This window comes from Pantoea stewartii subsp. stewartii (assembly GCF_008801695.1).
GTDB lineage: Bacteria > Pseudomonadota > Gammaproteobacteria > Enterobacterales > Enterobacteriaceae > Pantoea > Pantoea stewartii.
Genome location: NZ_VZPF01000004.1, coordinates 60,416 through 84,988, shown reverse-complemented (window position 1 = coordinate 84,988; position 24,573 = coordinate 60,416). Strand labels below are relative to the sequence as shown.

General features: G+C 54.9%; 23 protein-coding genes. 9 read left to right on the top strand and 14 right to left on the bottom strand.

Annotated elements, in window-relative coordinates:
• The first annotated feature begins 93 nt into the window (after positions 1-93).
• Together galR and F7Q90_RS02045 are read left to right on the top strand one after the other, a co-directional pair.
• Positions 94-1,104: an HTH-type transcriptional regulator GalR gene (galR, locus tag F7Q90_RS02050; RefSeq protein WP_006121783.1), complete on the top strand. Its 1,011-nt coding sequence runs from the start codon at positions 94-96 to the stop codon at positions 1,102-1,104.
• 21 nt (positions 1,105-1,125) lie between these two features.
• A complete protein-coding gene (locus F7Q90_RS02045) occupies positions 1,126-1,320 on the top strand; it encodes a hypothetical protein (RefSeq protein WP_151160778.1) in 195 nt (64 codons plus the stop codon).
• On the opposite strand, the gene F7Q90_RS02040 is transcribed toward F7Q90_RS02045, so the two are convergent.
• Positions 1,313-3,688 carry a beta-N-acetylhexosaminidase gene (locus F7Q90_RS02040; RefSeq protein ID WP_006121781.1) on the bottom strand — a complete coding sequence of 792 codons (2,376 nt, stop codon included), beginning with the start codon at positions 3,686-3,688 and terminating at the stop codon, positions 1,313-1,315. The genes F7Q90_RS02045 and F7Q90_RS02040 overlap by 8 nt on opposite strands.
• Before the next feature lie 247 nt (positions 3,689-3,935).
• On the opposite strand from F7Q90_RS02040, the gene nrdD reads away from it, so the two are divergent.
• Positions 3,936-6,074, top strand: coding sequence for an anaerobic ribonucleoside-triphosphate reductase (nrdD, locus tag F7Q90_RS02035; protein WP_006121780.1), 2,139 nt, complete (start codon positions 3,936-3,938; stop codon positions 6,072-6,074).
• Positions 6,071-6,538 carry an anaerobic ribonucleoside-triphosphate reductase-activating protein gene (gene nrdG / locus F7Q90_RS02030; protein ID WP_044242934.1) on the top strand — a complete coding sequence of 156 codons (468 nt, stop codon included), beginning with the start codon at positions 6,071-6,073 and terminating at the stop codon, positions 6,536-6,538. Before nrdD ends, nrdG begins: the two co-directional genes overlap by 4 nt.
• Here the strand turns inward: nrdG and F7Q90_RS02025 are convergent.
• Positions 6,530-7,162, bottom strand: coding sequence for an NAD-dependent epimerase/dehydratase family protein (locus F7Q90_RS02025; protein ID WP_006121778.1), 633 nt, complete (start codon positions 7,160-7,162; stop codon positions 6,530-6,532). The two genes, nrdG and F7Q90_RS02025, sit on opposite strands and share 9 nt — an antisense overlap.
• Before the next feature lie 145 nt (positions 7,163-7,307).
• On the opposite strand from F7Q90_RS02025, the gene F7Q90_RS02020 reads away from it, so the two are divergent.
• Complete coding sequence (locus F7Q90_RS02020) at positions 7,308-7,829, top strand: type 1 glutamine amidotransferase domain-containing protein (RefSeq protein ID WP_006121777.1); 522 nt, start codon at positions 7,308-7,310, stop codon at positions 7,827-7,829.
• 37 nt (positions 7,830-7,866) lie between these two features.
• Here F7Q90_RS02020 and F7Q90_RS02015 read toward each other — a convergent pair whose 3' ends face one another.
• Positions 7,867-8,295: a YhbP family protein gene (locus F7Q90_RS02015; RefSeq protein WP_006121776.1), complete on the bottom strand. Its 429-nt coding sequence runs from the start codon at positions 8,293-8,295 to the stop codon at positions 7,867-7,869.
• Positions 8,296-8,377: 82 nt separating this feature from the next.
• Here F7Q90_RS02015 and F7Q90_RS02010 point away from each other — a divergent pair, with 82 nt between their 5' ends.
• Positions 8,378-8,665 carry a GIY-YIG nuclease family protein gene (locus F7Q90_RS02010; protein WP_006121775.1) on the top strand — a complete coding sequence of 96 codons (288 nt, stop codon included), beginning with the start codon at positions 8,378-8,380 and terminating at the stop codon, positions 8,663-8,665.
• Here F7Q90_RS02010 and F7Q90_RS02005 read toward each other — a convergent pair.
• Both F7Q90_RS02005 and ubiT read right to left on the bottom strand, forming a co-directional pair.
• The gene (locus F7Q90_RS02005; protein ID WP_006121774.1) at positions 8,649-9,155 is read right to left on the bottom strand and encodes a GNAT family N-acetyltransferase; all 507 of its coding nucleotides are present in this window, start codon (positions 9,153-9,155) and stop codon (positions 8,649-8,651) included. The two genes, F7Q90_RS02010 and F7Q90_RS02005, sit on opposite strands and share 17 nt — an antisense overlap.
• Positions 9,149-9,673 carry a ubiquinone anaerobic biosynthesis accessory factor UbiT gene (gene ubiT / locus F7Q90_RS02000; RefSeq protein WP_006121773.1) on the bottom strand — a complete coding sequence of 175 codons (525 nt, stop codon included), beginning with the start codon at positions 9,671-9,673 and terminating at the stop codon, positions 9,149-9,151. Before ubiT ends, F7Q90_RS02005 begins: the two co-directional genes overlap by 7 nt.
• Positions 9,674-9,878: 205 nt before the next feature.
• Between ubiT and ubiU the strand changes: the two genes are divergently transcribed.
• From ubiU to F7Q90_RS01985, 3 genes are all read left to right on the top strand, one after another.
• Positions 9,879-10,874: a ubiquinone anaerobic biosynthesis protein UbiU gene (gene ubiU, locus F7Q90_RS01995; protein ID WP_006121772.1), complete on the top strand. Its 996-nt coding sequence runs from the start codon at positions 9,879-9,881 to the stop codon at positions 10,872-10,874.
• 9 nt (positions 10,875-10,883) lie between these two features.
• A complete protein-coding gene (locus tag F7Q90_RS01990; protein WP_006121771.1) occupies positions 10,884-11,768 on the top strand; it encodes a U32 family peptidase in 885 nt (294 codons plus the stop codon).
• Positions 11,769-11,880: 112 nt separating this feature from the next.
• Positions 11,881-12,891, top strand: coding sequence for a luciferase-like monooxygenase (locus F7Q90_RS01985; RefSeq protein WP_006121770.1), 1,011 nt, complete (start codon positions 11,881-11,883; stop codon positions 12,889-12,891).
• A gap of 181 nt (positions 12,892-13,072) precedes the next feature.
• Here F7Q90_RS01985 and F7Q90_RS01980 read toward each other — a convergent pair whose 3' ends face one another.
• The 9 genes from F7Q90_RS01980 to nusA form a co-directional block, all read right to left on the bottom strand.
• Positions 13,073-14,941 carry a DEAD/DEAH family ATP-dependent RNA helicase gene (locus tag F7Q90_RS01980; protein ID WP_006121769.1) on the bottom strand — a complete coding sequence of 623 codons (1,869 nt, stop codon included), beginning with the start codon at positions 14,939-14,941 and terminating at the stop codon, positions 13,073-13,075.
• Positions 14,934-15,008: a protein YrbN gene (gene yrbN / locus F7Q90_RS27790; protein ID WP_226374622.1), complete on the bottom strand. Its 75-nt coding sequence runs from the start codon at positions 15,006-15,008 to the stop codon at positions 14,934-14,936. Before yrbN ends, F7Q90_RS01980 begins: the two co-directional genes overlap by 8 nt.
• Positions 15,009-15,117: 109 nt before the next feature.
• Positions 15,118-16,002 (bottom strand): lipoprotein NlpI, encoded by an 885-nt coding sequence (nlpI, locus tag F7Q90_RS01970; RefSeq protein WP_006121768.1) that lies wholly within the window; start codon positions 16,000-16,002, stop codon positions 15,118-15,120.
• 129 nt (positions 16,003-16,131) lie between these two features.
• Positions 16,132-18,261, bottom strand: coding sequence for a polyribonucleotide nucleotidyltransferase (pnp, locus tag F7Q90_RS01965; protein ID WP_006121767.1), 2,130 nt, complete (start codon positions 18,259-18,261; stop codon positions 16,132-16,134).
• A gap of 305 nt (positions 18,262-18,566) precedes the next feature.
• On the bottom strand, positions 18,567-18,836 hold the full coding sequence (gene rpsO, locus F7Q90_RS01960) for a 30S ribosomal protein S15 (RefSeq protein ID WP_006121766.1): 270 nt from the start codon (positions 18,834-18,836) through the stop codon (positions 18,567-18,569).
• Positions 18,837-18,959: 123 nt separating this feature from the next.
• Complete coding sequence (gene truB, locus F7Q90_RS01955) at positions 18,960-19,904, bottom strand: tRNA pseudouridine(55) synthase TruB (RefSeq protein WP_006121765.1); 945 nt, start codon at positions 19,902-19,904, stop codon at positions 18,960-18,962.
• Positions 19,904-20,311, bottom strand: coding sequence for a 30S ribosome-binding factor RbfA (gene rbfA, locus F7Q90_RS01950; RefSeq protein ID WP_006121764.1), 408 nt, complete (start codon positions 20,309-20,311; stop codon positions 19,904-19,906). Before rbfA ends, truB begins: the two co-directional genes overlap by 1 nt.
• Before the next feature lie 65 nt (positions 20,312-20,376).
• On the bottom strand, positions 20,377-23,061 hold the full coding sequence (gene infB / locus F7Q90_RS01945; RefSeq protein ID WP_006121763.1) for a translation initiation factor IF-2: 2,685 nt from the start codon (positions 23,059-23,061) through the stop codon (positions 20,377-20,379).
• Between the two features lie 17 nt (positions 23,062-23,078).
• Positions 23,079-24,566: a transcription termination factor NusA gene (nusA, locus tag F7Q90_RS01940; protein ID WP_006121762.1), complete on the bottom strand. Its 1,488-nt coding sequence runs from the start codon at positions 24,564-24,566 to the stop codon at positions 23,079-23,081.
• Positions 24,567-24,573: the final 7 nt, after the last annotated feature.

Genomic DNA, 24,573 nt, shown 5'->3' with positions numbered 1-24,573 from the left:
CGACCGCACTGGCATTCTGTTGGCTTGATGTGCGTACGCTTTTCCGTAACACTGGAGCGATGTGTAAACGTTTCCCCAAAATCAGGTAAACCCATGGCTACCATTAAGGATGTTGCCCGGCTGGCGGGTGTTTCTGTCGCCACGGTTTCCCGCGTGATCAACAATTCGCCTAAGGCCAGTGACAGTTCGCGCCAGGCAGTGAATCAGGCCATGGAATCGCTCCAGTACCATCCAAACGCCAATGCACGGGCGCTGGCACAGCAGTCAACCGAAACCCTGGGGCTGGTGGTGGGCGATGTATCCGACCCGTTCTTTGGCGCGATGGTGAAAGCGGTAGATGAAGTGGCAGGTCAGACAGGCAACTTTTTGCTGATTGGTAACGGTTACCATAATGAGCAAAAAGAGCGTCAGGCTATCGAACAACTGATGCGTCATCGCTGCGCGGCGCTGGTGGTTCACGCCAAGAAAATCTCCGACAGCGAGCTGGAAGTGTTGATGAAGCAGATGCCCGGCATGGTATTAGTGAATCGCCTGCTAAAGGGGTTTGAACAACGCTGTATTGCGCTTGATGACCGCTACGGTGCCTGGCTGGCCACGCGCCATCTGATTCAACTGGGCCATCAAAATATCGCGTTTATCTGTTCCACTCACACCATTTCGGATGCGGAAGACCGCCTGCAGGGCTATTACGATGCCCTGGAAGAGCACGGCTTGCCCTGTAACGACAGGCTGGTCGCCTGGGGCGAACCGGATGAAGTCGGCGGCGAGCAGGCGATGACGGAGTTACTGGGACGCGGCAGAAACTTTACCGCCGTAGCCTGCTATAACGACTCCATGGCCGCCGGGGCGCTGGCGGTCTTAAGCGATAATGGCGTACAGGTTCCCGAAGCGATGTCCCTGATCGGTTTTGATGACGTGCTGGTTTCCCGCTACGTTCGCCCGCGCCTGACGACGGTGCGTTATCCCATCGTCACTATGGCGCAGCAAGCCGCCGAACTGGCGCTGGCGCTGGCTCACCACCAGCCCGTTCCTGAAGTGACCAATATGTTCAGCCCGACGTTAGTCCGCCGCCACTCGGTCAGCGGCCCGGCCCCCTCATCCTGAGTTCCTGCTTTGGCGCGGCATATGTTGATGGTGCAGGATGATACCCACCATTTTTTGCATCTTTTCTCTCTCTGCCTGTTCTGCGAAATAAGCCGGGCCTTCGCGCTGCAGGAAGGCGGCAAGATGAGTCATCCCCGGGAACTTACTGTTGTCAGTGACCGTGATGGCGAACCGCTGACAATGCGCCTGCTGTGCGCAGGTCGCCAGCTTATTTGAAAGCATGGAGGAGGCGTTCAAGCGGCCGTACGAGTGCAATGACCGTCTCATTCTGCACCTGTGCCGCTGCATCCAGCTTCGCCTGCATCTGCGCCACCTCGCCCGCCCCAAAGGCCTGGTTACGTACATAGGCATCCACCATCGCCATGCCCATCACGCTCAGTGCATCAACCTGCATGGCGCTGCCCGCCAGCGCATGGAGCGGCTGGGTGGCATTCAGTAGCGGCTGAACCTGCGAATAATTTTCGTGCCAGCGTTGTAACTGTGCACGAATCGCCGTCGCGGCGGCAGGATCGGTCCGGTCTTCAATCAGCAGGGCAACCTGCTTCTCCAGCGCCCGGACAGTATCACTTTCAGCCGGTAAGACGTCCGCCAGGCGATTCAGCGGTTCAAAGTAGTTGTAATGCCCGGCCTGAAACTTGAGATGCTGACGCGTATAGTACTGTGCCGGTTCCAGCGCCTGGGCCAGGACGCGCAGCGACTCGATATGGGTACTGTTGGCCAGCCGCATCATCTGTCGTTCCGTCTGATCGTGCTGTTGCAGGCCGACGGAGATCGTTGTCCAGCGATCCATCGCCGCCAGCCGTTGATACATGCTGTCAGGGTCGGTCACGTTCTGCGCTGACCATAACCGTTCGGCCACCACAAAAGCGCGCGGCCAGAGTTTGGTATCAATGATCGTGCTGTTGACGTTTTCAGCCCACAGCGCGGCCTCGCCGCCCAGCAGGTTTTGCTGCTTCTGCCGCGCATCGGGTAGCACCGGCTGAATACCGGCTGGCACGGCATCAAGGCGTCGGCCTTCGGTGGCATAGCGTACGTTCCCCACCCGCATATACCCGCTGAGCTGGTTACCGGTCAGCGTCACCACGGGCTGGAACGGTCCCATCCACGTATCGACCTCGAACGTCAGACGATCGGGTGCCAGCCACGCAATCCCTTTCACCAGACGGCGCGACTTACCCGCGAAATCAATAAACCCGCGCCAGCCGTCACGACCTTTAATCAGCGTAAAGCTGCCCGTCACCGGACTGCCTTTTAACCGCGGCATAGAGAACGACCAGCTCTGCGCCTGGTCACCCGGCTGAATGACATCTTTGCCCTCAAGCCCCTGGGGATAGATTTCATTGCGATAGTGATAGCTGGCCGGTTGCGGCTGATCCAGATAGAAACCGGTGGAGAGAATGCCGCGATAGCCATTTTTGGCGACGGTACCCAGCGCATCCTGGCCCTGCCAGGACTGGATCAGAATGCTGTGGGGCAGATCCGGATGGGCGATCTCATCCCAGCCCACCATGTGTCGTTGATGTTTTTCGAGAATTTTTTCAAGGCGCTGATTAAAGTACGCCTGAAGCGCGTGACTGTCGGCAAGACCACGATCGTGCATAAATTGCTGAATGCGGGATGATGCCTGCCACTGGCTGGGATCGACCTCATCGCCGCCAATATGCACATACGGATCGGGAAAAATGGCGGCGACCTCCCCGATTAGCGCATCAATGACCTGGTAAACCTGCTCATTACTGGGATCCAGCAGCGGCTTAAAGACACCCCAGCCGCGCTCCATCCGATAAGGACCGGGGGCGCTGATCAGTTCCGGCATCGCCACTGCCAGCGCAGAGGCATGTCCGGGAAAATCGAGTTCCGGCACTACGCGCACGCCACGTTCCGCCGCATACTGCACCACATCGCGCATCTCTTCCTGGGTATAGAAAAGGCCGTCGCTGGCGTTTTGTTGTAGCTGAGGATAGCGGCTGGAGGCGAAACGCCAGCCCTGATCGTCCGTCAGATGCCAGTGCAGCACGTTCATCCGTGCCGCCGCAATGCCATCAATCTGCCGCTTAATCGTTCTGATCGGCATGAAATGGCGGGCACTGTCGATCAGGATGCCGCGCCACGCAAAGCGCGGTTTATCCTGGATCGTCACCCAGGGAATGCGGGTGCCTTCGGGCGTGTTTTCAATCAGTTGCAGCAGTGTTTCCATGCCGCGCATCGCGCCAAAACGGGTAGTGGCCCGTAGCAGAACGCCATCACTGTTGACGTTAAGCTGGTAGCTTTCATCGCTGTCTGGCTGCGGAATGGGATCGGTGACCGTTGCAATCTGCACGCGAATCGTAGGCGGGGTCACGGCCTGATCGATGGGCAGTAAAGGCCAGCCGGTTTGTCGGGCAATGCGTGACAACCAGCGCGTTTCGGCACCGGGTAACCTGTCCCCCTCGATGCGCAAGGTGAGCTGTGGCGTCAACGTCAGCCAGCCTGCGTTGGCAGGTTGCTCTACCTGCTGTGGCCATGGCATTAACGGCAACGTGTCCGCTGCGGCAGAAAAGGACAAAGCACAACAACAGATAAGCACATTTCGGCGTAGCGACATTGGCACGGTACCCTGCAAGTCGATGGCAAAAAAGGTCGGTCACCAGAGTAATGTCATTTTGCGTGGCTGATCAAATCAGTCCGTCCGAAAAGGCGACCCCGGGGCGATTTTTTTGTCGTGCTGATTTTCTGCGCGTGTTTACGGCTTCTTTGTTTCAGGTCAAAACGAGACGAATTAATTCGCTGCAGTCACTACATGTTGAGCCTAAAATCCGAAACAACACCTATATGTAGTTAACGGAGAGAACATGGCAACGGTGGTGATAAAGCGCGACGGATGCCGCGTAAGCTTTGATGCACAACGTATCGCAGCGGCCGTTATGGCGGCTGCGCGGGCAGCGAACGTCGACGATGCCGCCTGGTGCGACGCGGTGGCCGGACAGGTTAGCGCACAACTGGTTGATCGTCAGGACGTCGACATTCAGGATATTCAGTGTGCGGTGGAAGAGACGCTGATGGCCGGACCTTATCCACAACTGGCACGGGCTTATATTGCCTATCGTCACGATCGTGACGTCGAGCGCGAACGCCGCAGCCAGCTGCATCATGCCATCCGTGGCCTGGTCGATCAGACCAATGCCGCCCTGCTTCATGAAAATGCCAATAAAGACAGCAAAGTGATCCCGACCCAACGCGATTTGCTGGCCGGGATTGTGGCGAAACATTACGCCCAGCAGCAAATCCTGCCTCGTGATGTGGTTCAGGCGCATGAGCGCGGCGAGATCCATTATCACGATCTCGATTACTCGCCTTTCTTCCCCATGTTTAACTGCATGCTGATCGATTTGAAAGGCATGCTGACCAACGGTTTTAAAATGGGTAACGCGGAGATCGAGCCGCCCAGGTCGATTGCTACCGCCACTGCGGTGACCGCGCAAATCATTGCCCAGGTTGCCAGCCATATCTATGGCGGAACCACGCTGAATCGAATTGACGAGGTGCTGGCACCCTATGTTGAAAAAAGTTTTGCCCGGCATAAAGAGGTAGCGCAGCACTGGAATATCCCGCAGGCGGAAGCCTATGCCCGCCAGCGTACCGAAAAAGAGTGTTATGACGCCTTTCAGTCGCTGGAATATGAGGTGAACACGCTGCATACGGCAAATGGTCAGACACCGTTTGTCACGTTTGGGTTCGGGTTGGGGACAAGCTGGGCCGCCCGTCTGGTGCAGACATCCATCTTGCGTAACCGCCTGGCAGGACTGGGTAAAAATCGCAAAACGGCCGTCTTCCCGAAGCTGGTGTTTGCGATTCGGGAAGGCGTTAACCGTCGTCCGGGCGATGTGAACTATGACATTAAGCAACTGGCGCTGGCCTGTGCCAGCAAACGAATGTATCCCGATATTCTCAATTATGATCAGGTCGTTAAGGTTACCGGCTCCTTTAAAACGCCGATGGGCTGTCGCAGTTTTCTGGGCGTTTACGAAGAAAATGGCGAGCAGATTCATGAAGGGCGCAACAATATCGGCGTCATCAGTCTGAATCTGCCACGTATCGCGCTGGAAGCACGGGGTGATGAGGCGCGTTTCTGGGCGTTACTGGATGACAGGCTGATGCTGGCGAAACGGGCATTGATGACGCGTGTTGCCCGGCTGGAAAAAACCAAAGCCCGGGTTGCGCCCATTCTTTATATGGAAGGTGCCTGCGGCGTGCGTTTGCAGGCAGACGATGAGGTGGGTTCGATTTTCCGCAATGGCCGCGCCTCCTTGTCTCTCGGTTTCATCGGCTTGCACGAAACACTGAATGCGCTGAGCGGCGCCTCAGTCCATCCTTTTGATGATGCAACCCTGCGCGCCAAAGGCGTGGCTATCGTGGCACGTCTGCGCGCGGCGACCGACGCCTGGAAAGCGGAAACGGGCTATGGCTTTAGCCTCTACAGTACACCCAGCGAAAACTTATGTGACCGTTTCTGCCGTCTGGATGCGGCTGAATTTGGTGTGGTAAAAGGCGTGACCGACAAAGGTTATTACACCAACAGCTTCCATCTGGACGTTGAGAAAAAGGTGAATCCTTACGAAAAAATCGATTTTGAGGCCCCCTATCCGCCACTCTCCAATGGCGGTTTTATCTGTTACGGCGAATATCCCAATGTGCAGCACAACCTTAAGGCGCTGGAAGACGTCTGGGATTACAGCTACGACCGCGTGCCTTACTACGGCACCAACACGCCAATTGACGAATGTTACGACTGTGGCTTCAACGGGGAATTCACCTGTACCAGCCGCGGATTTACCTGCCCGAACTGCGGCAATCACGATCCTGCACGGGTTTCGGTCACACGGCGGGTTTGTGGCTATCTGGGCAGTCCGGACGCGCGCCCGTTTAATGCGGGAAAACAACAGGAAGTGCAGCGTCGGGTGAAACATCTTACTAGCGGCCAGCTGGAATGATGCGCATCCATCGTTACTACGATGTCGATATCGTGAACGGCCCCGGCACCCGCTGTACGCTGTTTGTCTCTGGCTGCGAGCACCAGTGCCGCGGCTGTTACAATCAACGTACCTGGCGGCTGGATTCCGGGGTGCCGTTTACCCTGGCGATGGAAGAACAACTGCTGGCCGATCTTAACGACACGCGCATCCCACGACAGGGCTTATCGTTAAGCGGCGGCGATCCCCTGCATCCAAAGAATGTGCCGCATATTCGTCGTCTGGTGAAACGCGTCAAACAGACCTGCCCGGGCAAAGATATCTGGCTATGGACCGGCTATGAAATGGCGTCACTGACGTCCGCGCAGCGTGAAGTGCTGCCCTGGATTGACGTTCTGATCGACGGGCGCTTTGAAGAGGCCGAAAAAGACGCCACCCTCTTATGGCGCGGCAGTCGTAATCAGCACATCTGGTATTTACGCTGAAGAGCGGGGAATCGCCCCGGATTCAATGATGGTGACGCCGGCTTTATCCATGAAGGCCTGCTGATGCAGACAGCGGGCTACATCCTGTGCTGACACTGCACGCCAGTTGCCGGGCAACCAGGAAAACAACGGTGCCATCAGGCTTTCTCCGCGGCGTTTCTCTTTTCTTTCACCGAGCAATAAAGATGGCCGGACGAAAACCAGGCGTGCCCAGTTCTGGTGGCGCAGCGTATTCTCCATCTCACCTTTTACGCGGCTGTATAATAAGGGCGAATGGCGATGCGCGCCGTGCGCACTCACCGCCAGCATCTGCGTGGCACCCAGTCGTAAGCCATTCAAGGCGGTGTCCACCACCAGCGTGTAATCCACATGAATAAAGGCCGCTTTACTGCCTGCCTGTTTGCGCGTGGTGCCCAGACAGCAAAATACCGTGGTCAGTGGCCCATCCAGGGGCTGAAGCACATCGGTCAGATCGTCCTCAACCGGATTGATCACCTTGTTCATAACAGGCAACGCGCGGCGCGTCGGGGCGATAATCTCATCGATGCGAGGATCATCAACCAGTAAACGCAGCAGATATGACCCGACTAATCCGGTTGCGCCGGTCACTAATACGCGATTCATCTCAGAATTGTCCCTGTTTCATCACCAGCCGTGCAAAATCTGGTCAATGTGCGCCGTCTGGCTTGCTTTCCTGATGTCGGCAGCCAGGCTTAATGCGTATCAGGATAGCGCATTAAGCGCCTAACATGCCTACAGGAGGGTAAAGATGAGCACCAAAATTGCGGTATTGATCACCGATGAATTTGAAGACTCTGAGTTTACCTCGCCAGCGGAAGTGTATAAACGTGCTGGCTACGAGGTGGTGACCATTGAGGAGCAGGCGGGTAAAACCGTTAAAGGCAAACAGGGTGATGCGGAAGTGAAGATTGACCGCAGCATCGACGATGTCAGTGCGGCTGAGTTTGACGCGCTACTGCTGCCTGGCGGCCATTCACCTGACGCCCTGCGCGGCGACGACCGCTTCGTCGCTTTCACCAAAGACTTCGTGGCAAGCGGCAAACCGGTGTTTGCGATCTGCCACGGGCCACAGTTGCTGATCAGTGCCAATGGCGTCCGCGGCCGAAAAATGACCAGCGTAAAAGCCATTGCGGTCGACCTGATTAATGCCGGGGCTGATTTCCGCGATGAAGAAGTGGTGGTGGACAGTGACAAGCTGGTAACCAGCCGCACCCCGGCTGACCTGCCTGCTTTTAACCGTGAGTCCCTGCGCATTCTGGAAGCGCTGTAACGCGTTGGCGCCCTTTTCCGTCAGGGATCAGGGCGCACTACTCTTCCCGCAGCCAGGCAATCTTTTTGCCAAATCCCAGCGAGTTATCGGTCATTTTCAGCTCATCGAGAGTGATTTCCCACAGCGGTGCAGACACGCTGCGTGACATCGGGAAACGTCGCTGATAGGCATGGCGAGCTTCAACCGCCTCCTCCTCACGCAGTTGCCTGATGCGTCCACGATACTGCACCCCTTTTATCAGTAAGACCGTTTTCGGCTGACCATTGATCGTTCCGGCCACGTGAGGATTTTTGCTGGCCAGAAGGCCATGACGTGTATCCGGTTCCGTCATCAACCAGAATGCCATACGTGCCTCATCAAACACGTAGTAACAGTTTGCACACCACAGTTCATTTCCGGCACTGCAGCACAGTGACAGGACATGTTGCTTCTTCAGGTAGCGAATAAGATGGGAAAGATCAGACACAATCAACTCCGGATAAGGGCAACGGATAGCGCACGATGGGGAAGCGCGTTACACTGCCGGGCAGGCATTTCTGGGACAGATTATGAGTCAGCACTGGCAACTTTACCTGATAAAAACGGCCGCCGGTCTGTTATATACCGGCATCACGACCGACGTCACGCGCCGCCTTGCGCAACATGAGTGTGGTCGTGGAGCCCGGGCCCTGCGCGGAAAAGGCCCACTGGCGCTGGTTTATGCCTGCGCGGCAGGTGACCGCGCGCAGGCATCCAGGCTGGAATATCAGGTCAAGCAACTTCCCCGGCAACGCAAACTGCAACTGGTTGCCGAGCAACCGCAGAGTCTCGAGACCTGGCTTAGCGCAGTGCGTTAAAGGGAGCTGCATACTCAATGCGCCCTTCCGCGTCGTCGAAGGCATTATCGGCCAGACGGTAAACCTGGAAAGCGGCTTCACTGTCCGGCCAGCGACAGTGCAATCCCCGGCGCGCCGCAGGTTCAAATCCCAGCGGATCAAACAGCGCAGGCTCGCCAAGTACGACTACCGCGCTGTAACCAAACTCATTGAGCGTATCCAGACCTTCGTAAATGAGGCGTTTCGCAATGCCCTGTCCCCGTAAAGGTTCATCAACGGCCAGCGGCGCAAGGCCGACCCAGCCGCGATCCTCGCCCTGCATCGTGACCGGACTAAAGGCAGCATAACCCAGCACTTGTCCTTCATCATCGGTTGCCACGACGCCAAGCGTTAACAGGCCATCTTCGCGCAGTGCCTGTGTCAGTTCCGCCTCGGCCGATGTAGGGAAACAACGTCGGAGCAGTACATCGATTCCGGCGGCGTCAACGCCAATTTCCGTTCGTATTAACATGAAACACCTGCGCGTGCCTGTGCGGCGTTCGCGTCCTGTTGCATCGTTGTTTCCACAATCGCAGCCATGTGCTGAATGGCGGTACGTAACCCTACGGGCATGGTGTCGAGTTCTATTGCATCCATTACGTTCTTAACCTCCAGTCCCAGTTCAGTATCCCCTTCAATCAGCAATCGACGCTGAAAGAAAAGCATATCAGGATCCGCTTTACGCGCGGCTACCAGCAACAAATCATTGGCATTGCCCCGGAACCAGACATCTGCTTCGGCATGCTGCAACACCTTCAGTCGGCCATCCTCTAGCGTGGTCATCCAGGTGAGATGCATATCAAGGATCTCAATGCCTAAAAAGCGTCCCTGAAGGAAGTCTAACTCACCTTCAGCCAAAACATGACGAAATTGCCAGTTTAAGAGTTGCTGCAAGAGGGGCTTCTTCAAGGTAAACGGGGCAATCTTCGCCGGTAAACCAATAATTTTAGGGCCATTTTTCACTAAACTGGCTGAAAACCGCTGAAGCACGCTCGTCACTCCTGTTAAAAAAATTTTAGCTATATTGCCACAGACACCGGTTATCGCCGTCGGTGAGATCAATAAAACCAACAGCTGACCGATTAAAAATACGCCAGCCTCACGCATCAAAACGGCTTTCACTGCCCCAAATCAAGATTTGCGCAACGCGGCATGACTAGACTCGGGCTCCATCTGTATGTCGAGAGGATTGGGTATGGAGTTGCTGTGTCCCGCCGGGAGCCTGCCAGCCCTGCGCGCCGCCGTTGAGAATGGGGCCGATGCGGTCTATGTCGGGCTAAAAGACGATACCAATGCGCGTCATTTTGCCGGGCTAAACTTTACGGATAAGAAATTACGTGAAGCAGCCTGTTATTTACATCAGCATCGTCGCAAACTGCACGTTGCCATTAATACCTTTGCACACCCTGATAGCGTGCATCGCTGGCAGCGGGCCATTGATGTGGCGGCGGACTGTGGAGCGGATGCGCTGATACTGGCCGATATCGCCACGCTGGCCTATGCCCGCGAACGCTATCCACACATAGCGCGACACTTGTCCGTTCAGGCCTCGGCCACCAATCTGGAAGCCATCCGTTTTTATCACCGTCATTTCACTTTGCATCGCGTAGTGCTGCCCCGTGTTTTATCCCTTCATCAGGTAAAACAACTGGCGCGCAGTACGCCAGTCCCGCTGGAAGTATTTGCCTTTGGCAGCCTGTGTATTATGGCCGAAGGTCGCTGCTATCTGTCCTCCTGGCTCACAGGGGAATCGCCAAACAGCAAAGGCGCCTGCTCGCCGGCGAAGTTTGTGCGCTGGCAGCAAACGCCTGCCGGGATGGAGGTGCGCCTGAATGACGTATTGGTTGACCGTTACGGTGCGGATGAAAGCGCGGGTTATCCCACCTTGTGTAAAGGGCGTTACGAGATTGACGAACAGCGCTACCACGTGCTGGAAGAGCCCACCAGCCTGAATACCCTAGAACTGCTGCCTGAGCTGCTGCAGGCGGGCATTGCCTCTGTGAAGATTGAAGGCCGTCAGCGCAGCCCCGCCTATATTTCTGAGGTGGCGCGCGTCTGGCGTCAGGCGATCAATCGCTGTCAGGCCGCGCCGGATAGCTTTGATGTCAGCGAGAAATGGATGCAGACATTAGGGGCGCTGTCTGAAGGAACGCAAACCACGTTAGGTGCTTACCATCGTGACTGGCAATAAGGAGGCAGCATGAAATATTCCCTTGGCCCGGTGCTGTGGTACTGGCCTGGCGACACACTGCAACACTTTTACCATCTCGCCGCTCAAAGCAGTGCCGACATCATTTACCTGGGCGAAACCGTATGCAGCAAGCGCCGCGCAACCTCGTTTGCCGCCTGGATGGATTTAGCGCGTGAGCTGGCTGCCAGCGGCAAGCAGGTTGTCGTGAGCACGCTGGCGCTGCTGCAATCTCCATCCGAACTGAAAGAGTTACAGCGTTATGTCGAAAATGGCGAGTTTCTTATCGAGGCCAACGATATGGGGACGGTCAACATGGCGGCGGAGCGCAAGCTGCCCTTTGTCGCCGGTCCTACCCTGAACGTTTATAACGCTGACACCTTACATCTGCTGGTGAAAGAAGGTATGACGCGCTGGTGCCTGCCCGTTGAAATGCCACGAGACTGGCTGTTACCTCTGCTGGCGCAGTGCGAAACACGCGGTATTCGCGAACAGTTTGAAGTCGAGGTGCTGGCCTATGGGCATTTACCGCTGGCTCTGTCAGCGCGATGCTTTACGGCCCGCTCGGAGAATCGCGCTAAAGATGACTGCGAAACCTGCTGCCGTCATTATCCGAACGGACGCAGGGTGCTTTCGAAAGAGCAACAACAGGTTTTCGTTCTGAACGGTATTCAGACGCTGAGTGGCTACTGTTACAACCTGGGCAACGATCTGGTAAGCATGCACAACTGTGTCGATATTGTGCGACTTTCACCACAAAGCGTGGAAACCTTAAGCCTTGTTGACCGTTTTCGCGACAACGAAGCGGGCCAGGCCCCGTTAGCGATCGAGAAAAACCGGGACTGCAATGGATACTGGCGTAAACTGCCGGGGATGGTTTTACAGACCACCGACTGAAACGCACATACAGGCAACAGAGAGTGGGCGTAAAGCGTTTTAATATAGCGAATGTTGCGCAATACTTAATAGTGCAGGGTATGAAACCTGCGCTATAACCTCTGGAGTACCCATGTCTGAGAAAAAAAACGTTCGCCTCTCTGTACTCGATCTTGCCCCTGTTCCTCAGGGCGCTACGCCACGTGATGCGTTTCAGAATTCACTTGCGCTGGCACGTCAGGCCGAAGCCCTGGGATTTGAACGTTACTGGTTAGCTGAGCACCATAATATGACCGGCATCGCCAGCGCCGCCACAGCCGTGTTAATCGGCTATCTGGCCGCAAACACCACGACGCTGCGTCTGGGCTCTGGCGGCATTATGTTGCCCAATCACGCGCCGCTGGTGATCGCAGAACAGTTCGGCACCCTGGCATCGCTGTATCCCGATCGCATCGATCTGGGATTAGGCCGTGCGCCAGGATCGGATCAGCGCACGATGCTGGCTTTACGTCGCAACCTGTCAGGCATGCAGGCCGATACGTTTCCGGATGATGTGGCCGAGCTGATTCACTGGTTTGATGCAGAAGCTGGCGCACAGCCGCCTGTTCAGCCGGTACCTGGTTTAGGGATGAAAATTCCCGTCTGGTTACTGGGTTCCAGCCTGTACAGCGCCCAGCTCTCGGCCAAAATGGGGCTGCCGTTTGCGTTTGCCTCGCATTTCGCACCGGACCAGCTGTTCCAGGCTCTGCATGTTTATCGTGAAAACTTTACACCGTCAGCCCGCCTTGCTGAACCTTATGCTACCGTCTGCATTAACATCGTGGCGGCGGACACGGAAAGCGACGCCCGTTTTCTGTTTACCTCAATGCAGCAGCAGTTTATTAATTTGCGTCGCGGCAAGCCCGGTCCGTTACCTGCCCCGGTGCAGAATATGGACAGCCTCTGGTCGCCGTCAGAACAGTATGGCGTCCAGCAGGCTCTGAGCATGTCGCTGGTCGGGGACGTGGATAAAGTGCGTCACGGTCTGGCCTCGCTGCTGCGTGAAACGCAGGCCGATGAGATCATGGTTAACGGTCAGATTTACGATACCGATGCACGTCTGCACTCCTTTAAGCTGGCGATGGAGGCGGCACGCGGGCTGTAAACGCCTCGTTCTGTTTCGCGCCAGGTAAAAGGCAAAGACAAAAAGGGAAGCCTGCTGGCTTCCCTTTACTTATCTTGCTTCCCCGCTGTCTCAGCCGGTCTGCCCTGACATGGATTTACCGCAAGGGCAAAAAAAAGGGAAGCCAGCAGGCTTCCCTTTTTATCATGCGAAATCGTCTCGCTTATGCGTCACGACGACGAGGTGCAGCAGCACCGTCTTCACGACGTGGACCATGACCGCCTTCACGGTTAAAGCTGCGTCCACCTTCACGACCACCTTCACGGCGCTCAGAAGAGAAACGACGGCCCTGACCTTCAGGACGAGGACCACGACGCTCGCCAGAACCTGAACGACGCTCACCACGGCCACTTTCATGCGGCTGTGCATCACCCAGCAGTTGCATATTCATCGGCTTGTTTAGAATACGCGTACGGGTAAAGTGCTGCAGGACATCGCCCGGCATGCCTTTCGGCAGTTCGATCGTCGAGTGCGTACCAAACAGTTTGATGTTACCGATGTAACGGCTGCTGATGTCGCCTTCGTTAGCAATCGCGCCAACGATGTGACGAACTTCAACACCGTCATCACGGCCCACTTCAATGCGATACAGTTGCATGTCGCCAACATCGCGACGCTCACGACGTGGACGATCGCCATCACGGCTGTCACGTGGACCACGGCTGTCGCGACGATCATCACGCTCACGGAATTCGCGGCGCGGAGGACGCGGTGCGTCAGCAGGTACGATCAGCGGACGCTCACCCTGTGCCATTTTCAGCAGGGCGGCAGCCAGCGTTTCGATATCCAGCTCTTCTTCAGGCTGCATTTTGGTCAGCAGTGCACGGTACTGTTCCAGATCGCTGCTTTCCAGTTGCTGCTGAACTTTCGCGGCAAACTTAGCCAGACGACGCTGACCCAGCAGCTCTGCGTTTGGCAGCTCAACTTCCGGAATAGTCAGCTTCATGGTGCGTTCGATGTTGCGCAGCAGACGACGCTCGCGGTTCTCAACGAACAGCAGTGCGCGCCCCGCACGACCCGCACGACCCGTACGGCCAATACGGTGAACGTAAGATTCGGCGTCCATCGGGATATCGTAGTTAACAACCAGGCTGATACGCTCAACGTCCAGGCCACGAGCCGCAACGTCAGTCGCGATCAGGATGTCCAGACGACCATCTTTCAAACGCTCCAGCGTCTGCTCACGCAGGGCCTGGTTCATATCACCGTTCAGGGCCGCGCTGTTGTAACCGCTACGCTCCAGCGCTTCAGCGACTTCCAGAGTGGCATTTTTGGTACGAACGAAGATGATCGCCGCATCAAAATCTTCTGCTTCCAGGAAGCGAACCAGTGCATCGGTTTTACGGCCGTAAGCCGTCCAGTAGCTCTGGCTGATGTCAGGACGCGTTGTCAGGCTCGACTGAATACGCACTTCCTGCGGATCTTTCATGAAACGCTTGGTGATACGACGAATCGCTTCTGGCATGGTGGCAGAGAACAGCGCGGTCTGATGACCTTCCGGGATCTGCGCCATGATGGTTTCAACGTCTTCGATGAAGCCCATACGTAACATTTCATCTGCTTCGTCCAGCACCAGACCACGCAGATTAGACAGATCTAACGTGCCACGCTTCAGGTGATCCAGCAGACGACCTGGGGTTCCCACAACAACCTGGGGTCCCTGGCGCAGAGCACGCAGCTGCACGTCATAACGCTGGCCGCCGTAAAGGGCAACTACGTTCAGACCGCGCATGTGCTTAGAGAATTCGGTCATCGCTTCAGCAACCTGAACCGCCAGTTCGCGGGTAGGAGCCAGCACCAAAATTTGCGGTGCTTTAATAGTCGGATCAATGTTGTTTAACAGCGGCAGAGAGAACGCTGCCGTTTTACCACTCCCGGTCTGCGCCATGCCTAACACGTCACGGCCCGCCAACAGGTGAGGAATACACTCAGCCTGGATTGGGGATGGCTTTACGTAGCCCATGCCGTTCAGTGATTCAAGGATGTCGGCGTTCAGGCCAAGGTCTGCAAAAGTGGTTTGAATATCAGTCATGTAGTACACGTGCCTCGTTGATTGCGGCGGCCAGTCTACATAACTCGTCGTGAAAACTTTCAGTCATTTTCATCAAAAAGTGTGAACCGGCTCAAATTAGAAGTTTTGACGAACAGAAAAGCCCTCATCCCTGAAGATGATGACTTGACAGGTTTACAGGCAAAAAAGTTCGTCAGCTATTGCTGGTCAGATTCTGATAAATCGTCTTGTGCCTGGCCGAGTAGCGCCAGTTCCAACAATGCGTATCGGTGTTCAACAAAGTTATTCACGTTGTTGGCGACCGCCAGTTTGAACAACGCTTCTGCGTTGTCCTTCTCCCCCAGACTTAGGTAATACTTACCTAAATAGAAGTTGGTTTCACTGAGATGTTCAGCGAGCGAGGTGTTATCCGTTGCGTCCGCCTTGAGACGTTCCATCAGTGTTGCTTCGCTGATGTCGCCCAGGTAGAACTCGACAATATTCCATCCCCATTGGTCCTTAACCGCTTTATCGTAACGCTGTTTAAGCGCCACTTTTGCTTTGGCTGCGTCCATCTTGCTTTCAACAAGATAGAGCCACAAGCTACGGAAAGGATCGTTAGGATCGTCTTGATAAAACGCCAGCAGATCATCTTGCGCTAACTTGTATCGACCACCGTAATAGAGGGCGATACCACGATTTAAATGCGCATAGTTGTAAGTTGGATCAATCTCAAGTACAGAATCAAACGCTTCATAGGCGGCATCATAGTTGCCCGCCTGCGTTAAGTATATACCAAGATAGTTAAACACTTCTGGCATATCAGGTCTTATAGACAGCGCTTGCGAAAAATCGTTCCGCGCTAATGCCCTCAGACCCAAACTATCATACAACACTCCGCGCTCATATAACAGCTGTGCGCGTTCATCATCGGTAAGGGCTCGACTGGCAAGAATTTGTTCCATGCGAGCCAGAATCACTTCCTGCTGCAGTGTGGGCTGTAAAGGTACTGCAAGAACTTCGTTCTTACGCCAATTGGAGTTGCTGCATCCTGCCAGCGTCAAAGCTGTCGCAACAAAACACCAGCGCAAAAAAGGCTTCATTTCCAACTCCCGAATACAAACATTGGGACAACCGTCCTGTTATCCGCCTGCTGTGCACAAGGATTCCTGCCCTCGCGATGACACAAAAGCCTCCCCCTGCCAGGCAAGGAGAGGCAAATCAGGAAAGACTTATTCAGCGTCAGGTGCGCTCTCAGCTGCAACAGCCTCAGGCTTGGTTTCTGTCGCTTCTTTGATGCTCAGACGAACACGGCCCTGGCGATCCACTTCCATCACCTTCACCGGTACTTCCTGACCCATCTGCAGATAATCCGTCACTTTCTCAACGCGCTTATCAGCGATTTGTGAAATGTGCACCAGGCCTTCTTTACCGCCGCCGATAGCAACGAAAGCACCGAAATCGACAATGCGCGTGACTTTACCGCTGTAAATGCGGCCCACTTCGATTTCAGCGGTGATCTCTTCGATGCGACGAATCGCTTCTTTCGCTTTCAGGCCATCAGTTGCCGCGATTTTTACGGTACCGTCATCTTCGATTTCGATGGTGGTGCCGGTTTCTTCGGTCAGCGCACGGATAACAGAACCGCCTTTACCGATCACATCTTTGATCTTATCTGAACTGATCTTGATGGTGTAAATGCGCGGTGCGAACTCAGAGATTTCCTGACGCGGCGTGCTGATAGCCTGCTCCATCACGCCCAGAATGTGCAGACGTGCACCTTTGGCCTGATTCAGCGCTACCTGCATGATCTCGCGGGTGATGCCTTCAATTTTGATGTCCATCTGCAGCGCGGTGATACCGTCACGGCTACCCGCCACTTTGAAGTCCATATCACCCAGGTGATCTTCATCACCCAGAATGTCAGACAGAACAACAAATTTGTCGTCTTCTTTTACCAGGCCCATCGCGATACCGGCAACAGACGCTTTAATAGGTACGCCCGCGTCCATCAGCGCCAGAGAAGCACCACAGACGGAAGCCATAGAAGATGAACCGTTTGATTCAGTGATTTCAGACACGACACGAACGGTGTAAGGGAAATCTTCCACTTTTGGCATTACGGCCAACACGCCGCGCTTCGCCAGACGACCGTGACCAATTTCACGACGCTTAGGCGAGCCCACCATACCGGTTTCACCTACTGAGTAGGGAGGGAAGTTGTAGTGGAACAGGAAGCTGTCGGTACGCTCACCCATTAGTTCATCCAGGTTCTGCGCATCACGGGTGGTACCCAGCGTTGCGGTCACCAGCGCCTGTGTTTCACCACGGGTGAACAGGGCTGAACCATGGGTACGCGGCAGTACGCCGGTCCGCACGTCCAGACCACGAATCATGTCTTTTTCACGGCCATCGATACGCGGCTCGCCGTTCAGAATACGGGTACGAACAACCGTCTTCTCCAGGCTGTGCACGATATCACCGATTTCAGCCGCATCCAGGGATTCGTCTTCCGCCAGCAGCGCCGCGATGGTTTCGTCTTTGATGGCGTCAACCTGGGCATAACGCGCTTGCTTGTCAGTGATACGGTACGCATCGCTGATACGCGCTTCAGCCAGGGCCGCGACACGTGAAATCAGTGCGGTATTGGCCGCTTCTGGCTGCCAGTCCCAACGCGGTTTGCCCGCTTCAGCGACCAGTGCATTAATGTTTTCAATCACCACCTGCTGCTGATCGTGGCCGAACACCACAGCACCCAGCATTTGTTCTTCAGACAGGATTTCTGCTTCAGATTCCACCATCAGAACGGCGTTCTGCGTACCAGCAACCACCAGATCCAGACGTGACGTTTTCAGTTCGTCAGCCGTTGGGTTCAGTACGTACTGGTCATTGATATAACCCACACGCGCCGCACCGATTGGGCCATTGAAAGGCAGACCCGACAGCGCCAGCGCGGCAGAGGCACCGATCATCGCAACGATGTCTGGGTGAACCTGTGGGTTGACCGAAACAACGGTCGCAATCACCTGAACTTCGTTAACGAACCCTTCCGGGAACAGAGGACGCACCGGACGGTCAATCAGACGTGAAATCAACGTTTCACCTTCGCTTGGGCGACCTTCGCGACGGAAGAAGCTGCCCGGGATACGACCAGCAGCGTAAGTACGCTCCTGATAGTTAACGGTCAGTGGGAAGAAGTCCTGGCCTGGTTTGGTTTTTTTCTGGCCAACAACGGTGACAAAAACAGCGGTGTCATCCATGCTCACCATAACGGCGGCAGTCGCCTGGCGAGCCATCATGCCGGTTTCCAGCGTGACGGTATGTTGACCATATTGGAATTTGCGTACGATCGGATTAAGCAAAATCAAAGTCCTTAACATCGGGGCAGTGCTATCTTGAGCCTGCCATTAATTACCGATCTCCGTTGCATCCTCGCGACTAATGACAACCCTTAACCGCCCCTGCGGTAAAGCCTCTCATTAGCCGCGCGAACCTCTGCAAACAAAGATCACACCCAACAACAATACATGAGTTTGCTCAGGATTGCTGCGCATTGCTCGAAAAAAGGGGCCATAAAGGCCCCCTTTTCATGAAACTCGCACAAATCTGATCGCCAAAGGGGTTTTAGCACACATTTGTGGCATCCCGGACGATCCGATTTTAAGACTTAGCGACGCAGACCGAGGCTTTCGATCAGGCTGCTGTAGCGTGCAACGTCTTTACGCTTCAGGTAGTCCAGCAGCTTACGACGCTGAGATACCATGCGCAGCAGACCGCGGCGGCTGTGGTGGTCTTTTTTGTGCTCAGAGAAGTGGCCCTGCAGATGGCTGATCTGCGCGGTCAACAGTGCAACCTGAACTTCAGTTGAACCGCTGTCGTTAGCACCACGACCATATTTAGCAACGATCTCTGCTTTAGCTTCTACGCTTAGAGACATAATAAACTCCAGTTAAATGAATGTATGGGCGCCGATCTCTAATTCAGCATCCCGCTTTAAAGCCGCGCTATTCTACTCTTCGCCAGAAGGCAACGCAAATGCCCTTAATGAAAAGCGCACAACTTAATTCTGATACTCAACCACTAAACGGCGTGGAGCAATCCGGCCATCGTCGGCCACTTCTGCCATACCGATAAACTTGCGTGTTTCACCTTCGGTGACGCGAACCAGCCCCTGGTCAGGTGCCTGACTTGCATGCACCGGCTGGCCCTGTTTAAAGTAGGCCGCCACATCCGCTGACAGGTTGACCGCAGGAAAATCCGCAGCCGGACTGTCCATGGGCAGCAGCAGAGGATCGAGCTGTAACGCCAGATCGTCGCCTGAGGCGTTCGCCTCTGCCTGCAACGCCTGAAGCTGCTCCAGCGTGACCATTCTTTCGAAGGGATAGCGTGCTACCTGCAAACGACGCAGCATGATGACATGCGCACCGCAGCCCAGCTTTTCACCCAAATCGTCAATAATGGTACGGATGTACGTACCTTTAGAGCAGTGAATTTCCAGCTCAAGCTCACTGCCCTGCCAGCGAATAAACTGCAAGTCATACACGGTGATCGGCCGGGGCTCACGTTCGATAGTGATGCCTTCGCGGGCATATTCATACAGTTTCCGGCCCTGATGTTTCAATGCTGAAAACATCGACGGCACCTGCATAATGTCACCACGAAAACTGTCCAGTGCGGTATCCAGATCGGCCTGGGTAAAGGTCACGGGACGGGTTTGTACCCGGTTCCCGTCCGCATCGGAGGTATCGGTACGTTCACCTAACCGGGCAATCACGCGATAACGCTTATCGGAATCCAGCAGATACTGCGAGAACTTGGTGGCTTCACCCAGACAGATCGGCAACATGCCGGTTGCCAGCGGATCAAGTGCACCGGTGTGTCCTGCACGGTTAGCGTTAAAAATGCGTTTCACCTTCTGCAGAACATCGTTAGACGACATGCCTTGTGGCTTATCCAGCAACAAAACGCCATGGACGTCGCGACCGCGACGACGAGGACGACTCATTACGCCTCCTCGTCATCATCCGTGGTTTCTGGACCACGACGCTCAACGTCTTTTTTCACCACGTTAGTCACGAGGTTGGACATGCGCATCCCTTCAATCAACGAGTTATCGTAGAAGAAGGTCAGTTCAGGCACGATACGCAGGCGCATGGCTTTACCCAGCAGCGTACGGATATAACCCGAGGCTTCTTTCAACGCTTTCAGGCCATTTTTTACGGCTTCTTCATCTTGATCGTTGAGGAATGTCACAAACACTTTGGCGTAAGCGAGGTCACGTGATACCTCAACACCCGAAACGGTCACCATCATGCCAAGGCGTGGATCTTTAATCTCACGCTGCAGAATCATCGCAATCTCTTTTTGCAGCTCCTGTGATACACGCTGCGGACGGCCAAATTCTTTCGCCATTTTTATTTCTCCCAAATAATTCGGGAGGCCAGCGGCCTCCCAAATTGCATCATCAACGCCAGGACTTAAGCGATGGTGCGTTTAACTTCAATCACTTCGAAGACTTCGATCATATCGCCGACACGAACGTCATTATAGTTCTTCACGCCGATACCGCACTCCATGCCGTTACGCACTTCGTTAACGTCATCTTTAAAGCGACGCAGTGATTCAAGCTCACCTTCGTAGATCACCACGTTATCGCGCAGGACGCGGATTGGGTTGTGACGCTTGATGTTACCTTCCGTCACCATACAACCTGCGATAGCACCAAATTTCGGTGATTTGAACACGTCACGCACTTCAGCCAGACCGATGATCTGCTGTTTGTACTCTGGTGCCAGCATACCGCTCATTGCGGCTTTCACTTCGTCAATCAGGTTATAGATGACGGAGTAGTAACGCAGATCCAGGCTTTCAGCGTCGATGACGCGACGCGCAGATGCGTCCGCACGGACGTTAAAGCCAAGGATAATCGCGTTAGATGCGGCTGCCAGCGTCGCGTCGGTTTCGGTGATACCACCTACGCCTGAACCCACAATCTTCACCTTCACTTCGTCGGTGGAGAGTTTGAGCAGGGAGTCGGAGATCGCTTCCACAGAGCCCTGAACGTCGGCTTTCAGCACGATGTTCAGTTCAGATACTTCGCCTTCGGTCATGTTAGCAAACATGTTTTCCAGCTTAGATTTCTGCTGACGTGCCAGTTTCACTTCGCGGAATTTGCCCTGACGATACAGTGCCACTTCACGGGCTTTCTTCTCGTCACGCACCACGGTCGCTTCATCACCTGCCGCCGGAACACCGGACAAGCCGAGGATCTCAACCGGGATAGACGGGCCCGCTTCCATGACTTCACGTCCCAGTTCGTCACGCATTGCACGAACACGGCCGTATTCAAAGCCACACAGAACGATATCGCCTTTGTTCAGCGTACCTTCGCGTACCAGAACGGTCGCAACCGGACCACGACCTTTGTCGAGGAACGATTCGATCACAACGCCGCTGGCCATACCGGCACGAATGGCCGTCAGCTCAAGCACTTCTGCCTGCAGCAGAATCGCGTTCAGCAGATCGTCAATACCGGTACCCGATTTCGCAGAGACGTTGACGAACATGTTTTCGCCGCCCCACTCTTCCGGAATGATGCCGTACTGTGTCAGTTCATTTTTAACACGATCCGGATCGGCTTCTGGCTTATCGCACTTGTTGACAGCAACCACAACCGGCACTTTCGCGGCTTTGGCGTGCTGAATCGCTTCGATGGTTTGTGGCATCACACCATCATCTGCCGCCACCACGAGGATAACGATATCCGTTGCCTGCGCACCACGTGCACGCATCGCGGTAAACGCGGCGTGGCCCGGGGTATCCAGGAAGGTGATCATACCGTTGTCGGTTTCGACGTGGTATGCACCGATGTGCTGTGTAATCCCGCCCGCTTCGCCAGAGGCGATTTTGGTCGAGCGGATGTAATCCAGCAGTGAGGTTTTACCGTGGTCAACGTGGCCCATAATGGTCACGACCGGCGCACGCGCTTCCTGCGCTGCATCGGTATCACGATCGTCCATTACCGCTTCTTCCAACTCGTTTTCACGACGAAGGGTCACCTTGTGGCCCATTTCTTCGGCAACCAGCTGTGCGGTTTCCTGGTCGATAACCTGGTTGATGGTCGCCATAGCGCCCATTTTCATCATCGCTTTGATGACCAGTGAACCTTTAACGGCCATTTTGTTAGCCAGTTCAGCAACGGTGATGGTTTCGCCAATCACCACATCGCGGTTAACCGCCTGTGCTGGCTTGTTGAAGCCCTGCTGCAGAGCGCTTGGCTTACGATGCTTACCACCTTTACCACCACGAACCTGCGCACGGGCTTCTTCGCGGTCGGTTTTGGCTTCTGAATGCTTGTTGCCTTTTTTCACCGGACGCGCGGCTTTAGCACTGCGCGTGCGGGCACGACCCGCTTCGACCTGACGATCGTTCTCGTCTTCGGCCTGACGGGCATGTGTTGAGGTGGTGACGTGATAGTCGCCCTTATCCTCTTCTTCAGGCTTTTCCCATTCAGCCGCTTTTTCTTCGGCTAAACGGCGGGCTTCTTCCGCGGCGAGGCGGGCAGCCTCTTCCAGCTTACGACGCGCTTCTTCTTCCGCTTTACGCTTCAGTTCAGCGGCTTCAGCTTCACGACGTGCTTTATCGGACTGGGCGGCCTTGGTCACTTCGTCGGTAGGTTGATTAGTCACTTTCTCATTTTCCGCTGCTGCACGCTTAGCCTTTTCAGCGGCTTCGCGCCTGGCTTTCTCTTCGGCTTCACGTTGCGCTTTTTGTTCCGCTTCACGACGCGCCTGTTCAGCGGCCTCGCGTTGCGCCTGCTCTTCCGCTTCACGCTGCGCCTCGGCTTCTGCTTCTGCCTGAGCTTGCTCAGACTCTGCATCACCTTTTACATACGTGCGCTTTTTGCGGACTTCGATTTGCACCGATTTACTTTTACCCCCGGTGCCAGGAATATTCAAGGTACTACGCGTTTTGCGCTGCAGGGTCAGTTTGCCTGAACCGGCCTGACCATGCTTCAGGTGAGACAGTAAGGTTTCTTTCTCATGCTGGGTCACCGCATCATTTTCAGACTTTGGGATCCCCGCATCAGCAAACTGCTGTACCAGGCGATCGACCGAAGTCTGAATTTCTGCTGCCAGCGATTTTACGGTTACATCTGTCATGCTGTTCCTTCCTGTTATTACGCGTCATCGCCGAACCAGCAGATATTGCGTGCGGCCATAATCAGCGCGCCAGCTTGCTCATCAGTCAGCCCTTCAATATCAGTCAGATCGTCAACACCTTGCTCAGCAAGGTCTTCCAGCGTGCAAACGCCTTTGGATGCCAGGCGGAAAGCCAGTGCACGATCCAGACCCTCAAGATTCAAGAGGTCTTCTGCAGGTTCCTGATTCCCCAGACTCTCTTCTTTAGCCAGTGCCAGGGTGGTTAACGCATTTTTTGCTCGTTCACGCAGGGCTTCAATGGTCTCTTCGTCGAGGCCGTCGATTTCCAACAGCTCGTTAATTGGCACATAGGCCAGTTCTTCCAACGATGAGAAGCCCTCTTCCACCAGAATGGTGGCGAACTCTTCGTCGATGTCGAGATGTTTAGTGAACATATCGATCGCTGCATGGGCTTCAGCCTGATGCTTCGCCTGCAGATCATCGACGGTCATCACGTTCAGCTCCCAGCCACTCAGCTGTGAAGCCAGACGCACGTTTTGGCCATTACGGCCGATCGCCTGGGCCAGATTGCCAGCCTCAACGGCGATATCCATCGTGTGGTTGTCTTCATCAACCACGATTGACGCCACATCAGCCGGAGCCATGGCGTTAATAACAAACTGTGCCGGGTTGTCGTCCCACAGCACGATATCGATACGCTCGCCGCCCAGTTCACTGGACACGGCCTGAACACGCGCACCGCGCATACCGACGCAGGCACCCACCGGATCAATACGTTTGTCGTTCGTTTTTACTGCAATTTTAGCGCGTGAACCCGGATCGCGGGCTGCGGCTTTAATTTCAAGCACTTCTTCGCCAATTTCTGGTACTTCAATGCGGAACAGTTCGATCAGCATTTCTGGCTTTGAGCGGGTCACAAACAGCTGTGCACCACGCGCTTCCGGGCGAACGGCATACAGAACACCACGAATACGGTCACCAGGGCGGAAGTTTTCGCGCGGCAGCATATCCTCACGCAGGATTACCGCTTCAGCATTGTTGCCCAGATCCAGTGAAATATTGTCACGATTAACTTTTTTCACCACGCCGGTGATGATTTCGCCTTCCTGCTCACGGAACTGATCCACGACCATTGCGCGCTCGGCTTCACGTACTTTTTGCACGATAACCTGTTTTGCGGTCTGGGTAGTAATGCGGTCAAAGGTGACAGATTCAATCTGATCTTCAACGTAGTCGCCCAGATTGAGGGACTCATCTTCGTAGCGAGCCGCATCCAGCGTGATCTCACGCGTTGGCTGAGTGACCTGCTCTACGATTTCCCAACGGCGGAACGTATCAAAGTCGCCACTTCTGCGGTCGATGCTGACGCGGACGTCAATTTCCTGCTCGTACTTTTTCTTGGTCGCAGTCGCCAGCGCGCTCTCCAGCGCTTCGAAGATTTTCTCACGCGGCAGGGCTTTTTCGTTAGAAACGGCTTCTACAACAGCTAAGATCTCTTTGTTCATCCTGGTT

Bases quoted from the DNA above. Each gene is read 5' to 3' on its own strand.
- galR (WP_006121783.1), top strand. From the start codon at position 94: ATGGCTACCATTAAGGATGTTGCCCGGCTGGCGGGTGTTTCTGTCGCC.
- F7Q90_RS02045 (WP_151160778.1), top strand. From the start codon at position 1,126: ATGTTGATGGTGCAGGATGATACCCACCATTTTTTGCATCTTTTCTCT.
- F7Q90_RS02040 (WP_006121781.1), bottom strand. From the start codon at position 3,688: ATGTCGCTACGCCGAAATGTGCTTATCTGTTGTTGTGCTTTGTCCTTT.
- nrdD (WP_006121780.1), top strand. From the start codon at position 3,936: ATGGCAACGGTGGTGATAAAGCGCGACGGATGCCGCGTAAGCTTTGAT.
- nrdG (WP_044242934.1), top strand. From the start codon at position 6,071: ATGATGCGCATCCATCGTTACTACGATGTCGATATCGTGAACGGCCCC.
- F7Q90_RS02025 (WP_006121778.1), bottom strand. From the start codon at position 7,162: ATGAATCGCGTATTAGTGACCGGCGCAACCGGATTAGTCGGGTCATAT.
- F7Q90_RS02020 (WP_006121777.1), top strand. From the start codon at position 7,308: ATGAGCACCAAAATTGCGGTATTGATCACCGATGAATTTGAAGACTCT.
- F7Q90_RS02010 (WP_006121775.1), top strand. From the start codon at position 8,378: ATGAGTCAGCACTGGCAACTTTACCTGATAAAAACGGCCGCCGGTCTG.
- F7Q90_RS02005 (WP_006121774.1), bottom strand. From the start codon at position 9,155: ATGTTAATACGAACGGAAATTGGCGTTGACGCCGCCGGAATCGATGTA.
- ubiU (WP_006121772.1), top strand. From the start codon at position 9,879: ATGGAGTTGCTGTGTCCCGCCGGGAGCCTGCCAGCCCTGCGCGCCGCC.
- F7Q90_RS01990 (WP_006121771.1), top strand. From the start codon at position 10,884: ATGAAATATTCCCTTGGCCCGGTGCTGTGGTACTGGCCTGGCGACACA.
- F7Q90_RS01985 (WP_006121770.1), top strand. From the start codon at position 11,881: ATGTCTGAGAAAAAAAACGTTCGCCTCTCTGTACTCGATCTTGCCCCT.
- F7Q90_RS01980 (WP_006121769.1), bottom strand. From the start codon at position 14,941: ATGACTGATATTCAAACCACTTTTGCAGACCTTGGCCTGAACGCCGAC.
- nlpI (WP_006121768.1), bottom strand. From the start codon at position 16,002: ATGAAGCCTTTTTTGCGCTGGTGTTTTGTTGCGACAGCTTTGACGCTG.
- rpsO (WP_006121766.1), bottom strand. From the start codon at position 18,836: ATGTCTCTAAGCGTAGAAGCTAAAGCAGAGATCGTTGCTAAATATGGT.
- truB (WP_006121765.1), bottom strand. From the start codon at position 19,904: ATGAGTCGTCCTCGTCGTCGCGGTCGCGACGTCCATGGCGTTTTGTTG.
- rbfA (WP_006121764.1), bottom strand. From the start codon at position 20,311: ATGGCGAAAGAATTTGGCCGTCCGCAGCGTGTATCACAGGAGCTGCAA.
- infB (WP_006121763.1), bottom strand. From the start codon at position 23,061: ATGACAGATGTAACCGTAAAATCGCTGGCAGCAGAAATTCAGACTTCG.
- nusA (WP_006121762.1), bottom strand. From the start codon at position 24,566: ATGAACAAAGAGATCTTAGCTGTTGTAGAAGCCGTTTCTAACGAAAAA.